This is a genomic window from Streptomyces sp. ISL-1 (assembly GCF_018614585.1).
GTDB classification, from domain to species: Bacteria; Actinomycetota; Actinomycetes; order Streptomycetales; family Streptomycetaceae; genus Streptomyces; species Streptomyces maoxianensis.
Genome location: NZ_JAGGOI010000004.1, coordinates 1 through 9,243, shown reverse-complemented (window position 1 = coordinate 9,243; position 9,243 = coordinate 1). Strand labels below are relative to the sequence as shown.

6 protein-coding genes and 1 pseudogene are annotated in these 9,243 nt (G+C 69.5%); all 7 read right to left on the bottom strand.

Annotated elements, in window-relative coordinates:
- Positions 1-27 precede the first annotated feature (27 nt).
- Positions 28-192 (bottom strand): annotated as a pseudogene (gene cutA / locus J7E87_RS34735) (divalent cation tolerance protein CutA); the annotation flags it as partial.
- Between the two features lie 42 nt (positions 193-234).
- Positions 235-1,758 (bottom strand): aldehyde dehydrogenase family protein, encoded by a 1,524-nt coding sequence (locus J7E87_RS02185; protein WP_215089255.1) that lies wholly within the window; start codon positions 1,756-1,758, stop codon positions 235-237.
- 145 nt (positions 1,759-1,903) lie between these two features.
- Positions 1,904-3,466: a GMC family oxidoreductase gene (locus J7E87_RS02180; RefSeq protein ID WP_215089254.1), complete on the bottom strand. Its 1,563-nt coding sequence runs from the start codon at positions 3,464-3,466 to the stop codon at positions 1,904-1,906.
- 42 nt (positions 3,467-3,508) lie between these two features.
- A complete protein-coding gene (locus tag J7E87_RS02175; protein ID WP_215089251.1) occupies positions 3,509-5,092 on the bottom strand; it encodes an APC family permease in 1,584 nt (527 codons plus the stop codon).
- Positions 5,089-6,558, bottom strand: a complete 1,470-nt coding sequence (locus J7E87_RS02170) for an aldehyde dehydrogenase family protein (protein WP_215089249.1) — start codon at positions 6,556-6,558, stop codon at positions 5,089-5,091. Before J7E87_RS02170 ends, J7E87_RS02175 begins: the two co-directional genes overlap by 4 nt.
- 201 nt (positions 6,559-6,759) lie before the next feature.
- Positions 6,760-8,013, bottom strand: a complete 1,254-nt coding sequence (locus J7E87_RS02165; protein WP_308312811.1) for a GAF domain-containing protein — start codon at positions 8,011-8,013, stop codon at positions 6,760-6,762.
- A gap of 57 nt (positions 8,014-8,070) precedes the next feature.
- Positions 8,071-8,652 (bottom strand): N-acetylmuramoyl-L-alanine amidase, encoded by a 582-nt coding sequence (locus J7E87_RS02160; RefSeq protein WP_215089245.1) that lies wholly within the window; start codon positions 8,650-8,652, stop codon positions 8,071-8,073.
- Positions 8,653-9,243 lie beyond the last annotated feature (591 nt).

The window sequence follows — 9,243 nt, the reverse complement described above, 5'->3', positions numbered from 1 at the left end:
CACCGACACACAGTCCGCCCCGCACCACCCGCCAGTCACGGGCAGCGTGATCCACTGGGGGACGTCGGACGGGTGCTTCTCGTGCAGCCACGCCTCCAGTGCCGGGAGACTCCGTCGTAGTCATGGAGAGATCCGCCACTCCTGCGCCGTCTCGGCCTCCCCCTTCCACCAGTAGAAGGCAGCGGAAGGCGCCTGACGGGTAAAAGCCCAGGTCAGGCACCTTCCTTCGTGGCCCTAGAAGAAGCCGAGCTTCTTCGGGGAGTACGACACCAGGAGGTTCTTCGTCTGCTGGTAGTGCTCAAGCATCATCTTGTGGTTCTCCCGGCCGATCCCGGACTGCTTGTAACCGCCGAACGCCGCATGCGCCGGATACGCGTGGTAGCAGTTCGTCCAGACGCGCCCCGCCTGGATGGCGCGCCCCGCCCGGTAGGCCGTGTTGATGTCCCGCGTCCACACGCCCGCGCCAAGCCCGTACAGCGTGTCGTTCGCCGTCTTGATCGCGTCGTCGAAGTCCGCGAAGGACGTGACAGCGACGACCGGGCCGAAGATCTCCTCCTGGAAGACCCGCATCCGGTTGTCGCCCTCGAAGACCGTGGGCTGGACGTAGTAGCCGCCCGCCAGTTCGCCGTCGTACTCGATTCGCTGACCGCCCGTCAGGATCTTCGCGCCCTCCTGCTGGCCGATGTCCAGATACGAAAGGATCTTCTGGAGCTGGTCGTTGGAGGCCTGTGCGCCGATCATCGTGTCGGTGTCCAGGGGGTGTCCGGGCACGATCTGTTCGGTGCGGGCGATGCCCGCCTCCAGGAACTCGCTGTAGTGGCCGCGCTGGATCAGTGCGCGCGAGGGGCAGGTGCACACCTCGCCCTGGTTGAGGGCGAACATCGTGAAGCCTTCGAGTGCCTTGTCGCGGAAGTCGTCGTCGGCCGCCCAGACGTCGTCGAAGAAGATGTTCGGGGACTTGCCGCCGAGTTCCAGGGTGACCGGTTTGATGTTCTCGGAGGCGTACTGCATGATCAGGCGCCCCGTGGTGGTCTCCCCGGTGAACGCGATCTTCGCGACGCGCGCGCTGGACGCGAGCGGCTTGCCGGCCTCCACGCCGAAGCCGTTGACGATGTTGACGACTCCCGGTGGCAGCAGGTCCGCGACCAGGCTCAGCCAGAAGTGGATTGAGGCCGGGGTCTGTTCGGCAGGCTTGAGCACCACCGCGTTGCCCGCGGCCAGCGCGGGTGCCAGCTTCCAAGTGGCCATCAGGATCGGGAAGTTCCAGGGGATGATCTGTCCCACGACGCCGAGCGGCTCATGGAAGTGGTACGCGATGGTGTCGTCGTCGACCTCGCTGAGCGAGCCCTCCTGGGCGCGCAGGGCCCCCGCGAAGTAGCGGAAGTGGTCGATGGCAAGCGGGATGTCGGCGGCCAGCGTCTCGCGGACCGGCTTGCCGTTCTCCCAGCTCTCGGCGACCGCCAGCTCCTCCAGATGGGCCTCCATCCGGTCGGCGATCCGCAGCAGGATGGTGGCGCGGTCGCCGGCCGAGGTGCGGCCCCAGCCGGGCGCTGCCGCGTGCGCCGCGTCCAGGGCCCGCTCGACGTCCTCGGCGGTGCCGCGGGCGATCTCGGTGAAGGGGCGGCCGTTGACCGGGCTCGGGTTCTCGAAGTACTGGCCGCCGGCCGGGGGTACGTACTCGCCGCCGATCCAGTGGTCGTATCGGGACTGGTACGAGACGATCGCGCCGTCGCTGCCCGGCGCTGCGTATCGGGTCATCTCCAAGGCCTCCCGGTGAGGGTGCCGTCCGCCTTTGGACGGCGCTCGCCGCGAGGTTAGGAGCCCGGACGTTGCAGCCAGGTTGCACGGCGCATTGCACGACGGCCGGACGACGTGCCACGGCGACCCGTCAACTGATCGCAACTCAGGCCGACTTGATCAGTTCCGAGCACTTCTCGCCGATCATCATCGTCGTGATGCACGGGTTGAACGTCGTCAGCAGCGGCATGATGGACGCGTCGGCCACCCGCAACCCGCTGACCCCCTTGACCCGCAGCTGCGGATCGAGCGGCGAATCCGCGTCGTCCGCCGCGCCCATCCGAACCGTGCCCGCCGGGTGGTAGACGGTGTTGTGGGTCTCGCGAACGTACGAGGACAGCTCCTCGTCGGACTGCAGCGCCGGCCCGGGAGCGAGCTCCCTGGCGGCCCATTCCGTCATCGGGGCCCGGGCGATGATCTCCCGCGCGAGCCGCAGGCCGTACGTCATCACCCGCATGTCGTGCTCGTGCGTGAAGTAGCGCGGGTCGATCCTCGGCTTGTCCCGGAAGTCACGCGTGCGCAGCCGCACCGTGCCCCTCGATCGGGCGCGGGTGACGTTCGGGGTGAGACAGAAGGCGTTGTCGGACGTCGGGAAGCCGCGCCGGTAAGTGTTCATGTCGAACGGCACCGAGCCGTAGTGGAACATCAGGTCGGGCCGGTCCAGGCCCGGTTCCGTGTCGGCGAAGATGCCGATCTCCCACCACTGCGTGGACGAGGTGACCATGGGCTGCTTCGCCTCCCACATGATCACGCCCTCCGGGTGGTCCTGGAGACGGGAGCCGACCCCGGGGGAGTCGACCCGCACATCGACACCGCACTCCCGCAGATGCTCGGCAGGCCCGATGCCCGACAGCATGAGCAGCTTCGGCGAGTCGATGGCCCCGCAGGAGACGATCACCTCGCGGCGCGCCGAGACCGACCCGCTGTGAATGGTGTCGGGCTGAAGGTACTCGACACCCGTGCAGCGCCGGTCGCCGTCGAACAGCAGCCGCTTGGCGCGCAGTTCGGTGCGCACTTCCAGGTTCGGCCGTTTGCCAAAAATAGGGTGCAGACAGGACACCGACGCGGACGAACGCGTGCCGTCCGGACGGGCGTTGATCTGGAACCAGTTCGCACCGCGCACCACCGTGGTGCCGGAGTTGAACGGCGTCCTGGGGATGCCGGCCGCCACGCAGGCGTCGAGCAGCGCCCTGCCGCACGGATCGCTCGGCGGTACGGTGCGGATGACGACAGGGCCCGAGCGGCCATGATGGTCCCCGGGCGCGTCATTGTTCTCCAGGCGCTGGAAGAGCGGGAAGCAGTCCTTGGCGCTCCAGCCCGTGCAGCCCATCGCGGCCCACTCGTCGAGGTCCTCGGCCGGGGCCCAGAAGGCGATGCAGGAGTTGTGCGACGAGCAGCCGCCGAGCACCTTGGCCCGGGCCTGCCGCAGGAAGCTGTTGCCGTTCTCCTGCGGCTCCACCGGATAGTCCCAGTCGTAGCCGGACTCCAGCAGGGTCATCCAGCGGTCGAGCCGCAGGACGTTCTCGTCCCCGACGTCCGAGGGCCCCGCCTCCAGGACGCAGACGCTGACGTCCGGGTTCTCGGTCAGACGCGCGGCGATGACGGCCCCGGCCGTGCCGCCGCCGACCACCACATAGTCGAACTCGTCGACGGGGCTCTGTGCGGACATCGCATCTCCAGGATCGGGGGCCTCGGGGGCGGTCGAGGGAGGTCAGGGAGTGGCGGCAGGCGGCGCGTCCGGGGCGAGAGCGCGGTGCTCGGGGAGCACGCCAGTGCGTTGTCGCTGCACGAACCAGTAGTAGGCGAAGCCGCCGAGGGCGACCACGCCGACGAACAGGAACGCGCCCCAGCGCAGGTACCAGTGCTCCGGACCGGTCGCGTTGTAGACCTCGGCGCGCGGCCAGGCAAGGTTGATGGACATGGCCACGCCCCACAGCACGGCGAGGATGTTGACGGGCAGTCCGAACCTGCCGAGCGAGAACTTTCCCTCGGCGGGCTGCCATGTGCCGCGCAGACGCCGGATCAGCATGGGGGTGGTGACCAGCAGATACGCCACGTAGATCATGATGATCGCGATGCTGGTGATGACCGAGAAGATCTGCGGCTGGTTGATGTTGATGACCAGGATGACGACACCCACGACGCCGATCACCACCGCGGGCACCACGGGTGTCTTGAAGCGAGGGCTGACCCGCGCGAGCATCGAGCCCGCGGGCAGGTTGTTGTCCCGTGCCATGGCGAACATCAGCCGGATTCCGGCGGCCTGCACCGCCAGTGCGCAGACCGTGATCGCGACGACCACGCACCACAGGAAGATCTCGCCGATCGTCGAACCGAGCGTCGCCAGGACCACGTACTGCAGGCCCTCCGTCGACAGCTGCTTGGCGAACAGATTCGGCACCGCCATGAGGGCGAAGAGCAGGATCAGACCGCCGATGATGAAGGACGCGACCAGGGCCCGCAGGATGGCGCGGGGCGCGTTGCGGCTCGGGTCGTGCGACTCTTCGCCGAGCGATGACGCCGTGTCGAAGCCGTACATCACATACGCGGAGGCCAGTGACGCGGTCAGGAACGCGCCGAAGTAGCCGAGGGGCTCGCCGGCGCCGAGCCCGTAGGTCTGGGTCAGGACGGTGCTGGGACCGCGGGTGATGTGCGCCCCCAGGAAGACGATGAGAGCGACGGCGGCGAGCAACTCGATGAACACACCCGCGGAGTTGATGCGCGCCATGAGTTTGACGCCGAAGGCGTTGATCACGGTGGAGAAGAGGATGAGCACCGAGCCGAGGAGGACGGCGTTGGCGGCCGCGTCGTTCTTGCCGGTGCCGTCACCCACGAACTGGAACCACTCATCGATCCGCGGCAGCGTGATCTGGTAGGCGAGCGCCACGGCCGACAGCGTGACCATGGTGGCTGTCATCATCATCCAGCCGCCGAGCCAGCCGATGTGCGGGCCGCCCATGCTCTTGGCCCAGTTGTAGACGGACCCGGCAACCGGGTAGCGGGCGGCGAGTTCGCAGAAGCACAGCGCCACCATCAGCTGGCCGACGAAGACCATCGGCCAGGACCACCAGTAGGCCGGCCCGCCGAAGCTGACGCCGAAGTAGAACAGCTGGAAGGTGCCGGTCAGGATCGAGATGTAGCTGATTCCGGCGGCGAAGGTGTGGAAGTTGCCGAGGGTGCGCTTCAGTTCGGGACGGTAGCCGAGTACGCCGAGCGCATCGTCGTCGTGCTGGCTCTGGGTCCGGGCGTCGGCGGGTCTTGTGGGGTCCGGCCCTGCGCCGGCGTCCGAACTCATGCGAACCACCTCTGGGGGCGGGGGGCGAGGTTGCGCCAGATGTGCTTGGTCTCCTGGTACTCCGCGAGACCCGCGGGGCCCAGTTCGCGGCCGAAGCCGGACTGCTTCATCCCGCCCCACTCAGCCTGCGGGACGTACGGATGGAAGTCGTTGATCCATACGGTTCCGGCGCGCAGTTGGGAGGCGACCCGCTGCGCCTTGCCGGCGTCCTGCGACCAGACCGCCCCGGCCAGCCCGTAGGCGGTGTCGTTGGCGAGCGCGACCGCTTCCTTCTCGTCGCGGAACCGCTCGACGGTGAGGACCGGACCGAACGACTCCTCGGTCACCACCGACATGCCGGGTGTGCACTCGTCCAGCACGGTCGGCAGGTAGTAGAAGCCGTCCTGCAGAGCGGGGTCGTCGGGCCGTGCGCCGCCGCAGCGCAGCACCGCGCCCTCGGCGATGCCCGCCGCGACATGGGCCTCGATCTTCTCTCGGTGGGCGGCGGAGATCAGCGTCCCCGCGCGGGCGTTCGAGTCGAACGGGCCGCCGAGTTGGATCTCCCGCGCCTGCGCCACCACCGCGTCGACGAACCTGTCGTGCAGCTCCTCCTGTACCAGCAGCCGCGCCCCGGCCGAGCAGACCTGGCCGGAGTGCAGGAACACCGCCAGCAGCGCGTAGTCGACCGCGGTGTCGAAGTCGGCGTCGGCGAAGACGATGTTGGGGTTCTTGCCGCCCAGCTCGAGGGCGACCTTCTTCACGCTGGGCGCGGCGGCGGCCATGATGCCGCTCCCGGTGAGGATCCCGCCGGTGAACGACACCAGATCGACCCGCGGGTCGACGGTGAGCGGCGCGCCAACCGTGGGACCAGCGCCCAGCACCAGATTGGCCACCCCGTCCGGCAGCCCCGCCTCGGCCAGCAGACGCATCAGCATGATCGCGGTGCTCGGGGTCAGCTCGCTGGGCTTGAGGACGAAGGTGTTGCCCGCGCCGAGCGCCGGGGCCACCTTCCAGGCGGTCTGGAGCAGCGGATAGTTCCATGGAGTGATCAGCACGCATACGCCGACCGGCTCGTGAACCACCCGGCTGTCCACGTCCGGATTGCCGGCGTCGACGACCCGGCCGGCGGCGCCGGACGCTGTCAGATTGCCGTAGTAGCGGAAGCAGCGGGCGATGTCGTCCATGTCGTACTCGCTCTCCACCAGCCGCTTCCCGGTGTCGAGGGATTCGGCGCGGGCGAGTGCGTCCTTGTCGCGTTCCAGCAGGTCGGCGACGTGCAGCAGCAGCCGGCCCCGCTCGGCGGCCGCCGCGGCGGACCACAGCCCGCTGTCGAAGGCGTCACGGGCCGCGTTGACTGCCGCCGCGGCGTCCTTCGGCCCGGCCTCGTCGACGGTCGCGACAAGGGCGCCGTCCGCGGGGCACCGGATCTCACGAACACGCCCGTCGATCGCGGCGGTCCACTTACCGCCGATGAACAGCTCCGGCATGGGGACTCCTCCGGCTTCGGATGGGCGAGCACCCGACACGGGCCCGGCCGGGCCACGCCCTGTGGTGCCCACCATTTGACAGTAAGGAGATCGGGCCCCTTTCGCAGTGCGGGATCCGTCATAGGGCGGGAAAAGTCGGCGGGCAGGGAGATCGCCGTACACGCGTTCGAGTGAGGTGGTGCGTGCGCCGGGCGGCAGCCGTCACGACCTCTGCCAGGCATCCAGTTCGTGTACGCGCGCGAGCGCGGACGGACGCTGCTGTACGGGGAGTGCGGCGGCCAGGGCCCGCCACACCGGGAGGTCGTTCTCGCCCCACGGGCTGTACGCCCAGTCGGCCAGCAACCCCGGATCGCCGCGCGCGATCAGCGCCGCCCGCAGCTGGTCCTCCAGACGGCGCCGCAATCGCCCCACCGCGGGCGCCTGCGAGGCGGGCAGCAGCGGACCTGCGTACCCGCTCAGCGCCCCGGTCACCGCCCCCGACGCCAGCCGCCGCACCACCGTGTCGAAGTCCGTGTCGACCGGCGCCCCGATCCGATACGGGCGCGAGCGCAGCAGCTCAGGACCCAGCAGCCCGCGCAGCCGGGACAGCTCCGCCCGCAGCGTCACCGGGGTGACGGACTCGTCCTCGTACAGCTCCACCAGCAGCTCGTCGCCGCCGACGCCCCCGGGGCGGTGGGCCAGCACCACAAGGATCTCGCTGTGCCGGCGGCTCAGGCGCACCTTGCGGCCGCCCGCCACCAGCAGCGCCTCCTCCCGCCCGAGCGCCGACAACTGCACCCGGTCGGCGGCGGGCGGCGGGGCGAGCAGCGCCAACTGCGACTCGGCGGCGCGTGCCACCGCCCCCACGAACGCGAGGCTGTGCGGATGCGCAAGCCGGTTCCCGCCGGTGATGTCCACCGCGCCGAGCACCCGCCCGGTGGCCGGATCGTGGATCGGGGCCGCCGCACACGTCCAGGCATGCACAGGTTGCCGGAAGTGCTCGGCGGCGAAGACCTGCACGGGGCGGTCCACGGTGATCGCCGTGCCCGGCGCGTTCGTACCGGCGACCGCTTCGGCCCAGCGGGCACCCGGCACGAAGTTCATCCGGTCCGCCTTCCGGCGTGTGGCGTCAGGCCCTTCGACCCACAGCAGCCGACCGTGCGCGTCGCACACCGCGACCAGATGTTCGCCGTCCATGGCGTACGAACCCATCAGCTCCCGCACCAGCGGCATCACCCGCGCCAGCGGATGGCTCCCGCGGTACGCCGCCAGCGCGTCGGCGTCCAGCTCGACGCCCGCCGTGCCCTCCGGGCTGACGTGCGCGCGTGCCGAGCGCCGCCACGAGTCGGCCACCACGGAACGGACCGGCCGTTCGACCCGTCCCACTGTCAGATACGCGTCGTACGCCCTGCGCAGCGCGGCGATCCGCTCCGTCGGATCCGCGCCGGACTCAAGGGCCACCCATGCGTCGCTCACCTCGGCCTCCTGAGCCCATCGTGACCCCATCGGCGGATGGCGACAAGCGTCCCCGCGTTACGCGAAGTTGACCAGGCGGATAAAGCGCGTCCAGTCCCACAGCGGCCCAGGGTCGGTGTGATCGGCGCCGGGCACCTCGTTGTGGCCGATGATGTGCGCCCGGTCCTTGGGGATGCCGTACCGGTCGCACACGAAGGCGGTGAGCGCCGCCGACTGCTCGTACAGTGCGTGCGTGAAGTACTCCGGCTGGTCCACCCAGCCCTCGTGCTCGATGCCGATGCTGCGCGTGTTGAAGTCCCAATTGCCCGCGTGCCAGGCGACGTTACGCTCCTGTACGCACTGTGCAACAGTGCCGTCCGACGAGCGCACCACATAGTGGGCGGAGACCTTCTTCGCCGGGTTCTGGAAGATCCGCAGCGTGTCTGCGAAGGTCACTTGAGTGACATGGATGATCACATACTGCACCGGATACTCCAAAGGACGGCTGGAGACGGTGTAGTTGGATGTCGAGGCCGGTGCCCAGTGCGCTGACGGATAGTCGATGGCGGCACGGGGGGACGCATACGCGCGGGTGGCGGGCAGCAGCACACCGGCGGTGGCCGCGGCGGCGGCACCCTGAAGCAGTCGTCTACGGTCCATGGGGCCTCTCCTGGTGGGGGGCAGGGGCGGGATCATTACGGCGGCGACCTCCCGCGGATGGCGGTGGAGGCCCGTCATGAGGATCCCCTGCCGAAGGCCGTTCCTTGCGGATGTCGGCGAGGCATGTGCAGTTGGTGTCGCGGACCGGCTGGAATGCGTCCACAGTGGGCATCTCATAGTCGCGGCGGCACGGCCGACGGGGAGAGCGCGGCGGATGACGGCGAGTTCAACCGCCATGGTCGCGGCGGCAGTTGGGTGACCATGAGGTGCCGCCCAGCATTCGAACGCGCAGCGGCGTCGGCGGTCGCGCGTACGTCACCGCCGTCTCCAGGCCGATGTCCATCAGGCGGCCAGGCCGAGTGGCTGTCCTCGGTGAGCGCGAGTGTGTCTCGGCCGGCTGATGTACACGACATGCTCCCCGGCGCCGGACCCACGATCTTCATGTGACAGCGGCCAGGCTGGGCGCTCGCCCCGCAGGCCATGAGACCTCGGAGCAAGCGCCGCCTGACGCACCGCCATCATGCGGGCACGACACGGCCGTTCAGCCGGTCTCGCCCCGGCACACGCCAGCACCGCCGAGCGCGCACCGCC

Excerpts from the sequence above, each read along its gene's own strand:
- J7E87_RS02160 (WP_215089245.1), bottom strand. The coding sequence starts at position 8,652 with ATGGACCGTAGACGACTGCTTCAGGGTGCCGCCGCCGCGGCCACCGCC.
- J7E87_RS02180 (WP_215089254.1), bottom strand. The coding sequence starts at position 3,466 with ATGTCCGCACAGAGCCCCGTCGACGAGTTCGACTATGTGGTGGTCGGC.
- J7E87_RS02175 (WP_215089251.1), bottom strand. The coding sequence starts at position 5,092 with ATGAGTTCGGACGCCGGCGCAGGGCCGGACCCCACAAGACCCGCCGAC.
- J7E87_RS02185 (WP_215089255.1), bottom strand. The coding sequence starts at position 1,758 with ATGACCCGATACGCAGCGCCGGGCAGCGACGGCGCGATCGTCTCGTAC.
- J7E87_RS02170 (WP_215089249.1), bottom strand. The coding sequence starts at position 6,558 with ATGCCGGAGCTGTTCATCGGCGGTAAGTGGACCGCCGCGATCGACGGG.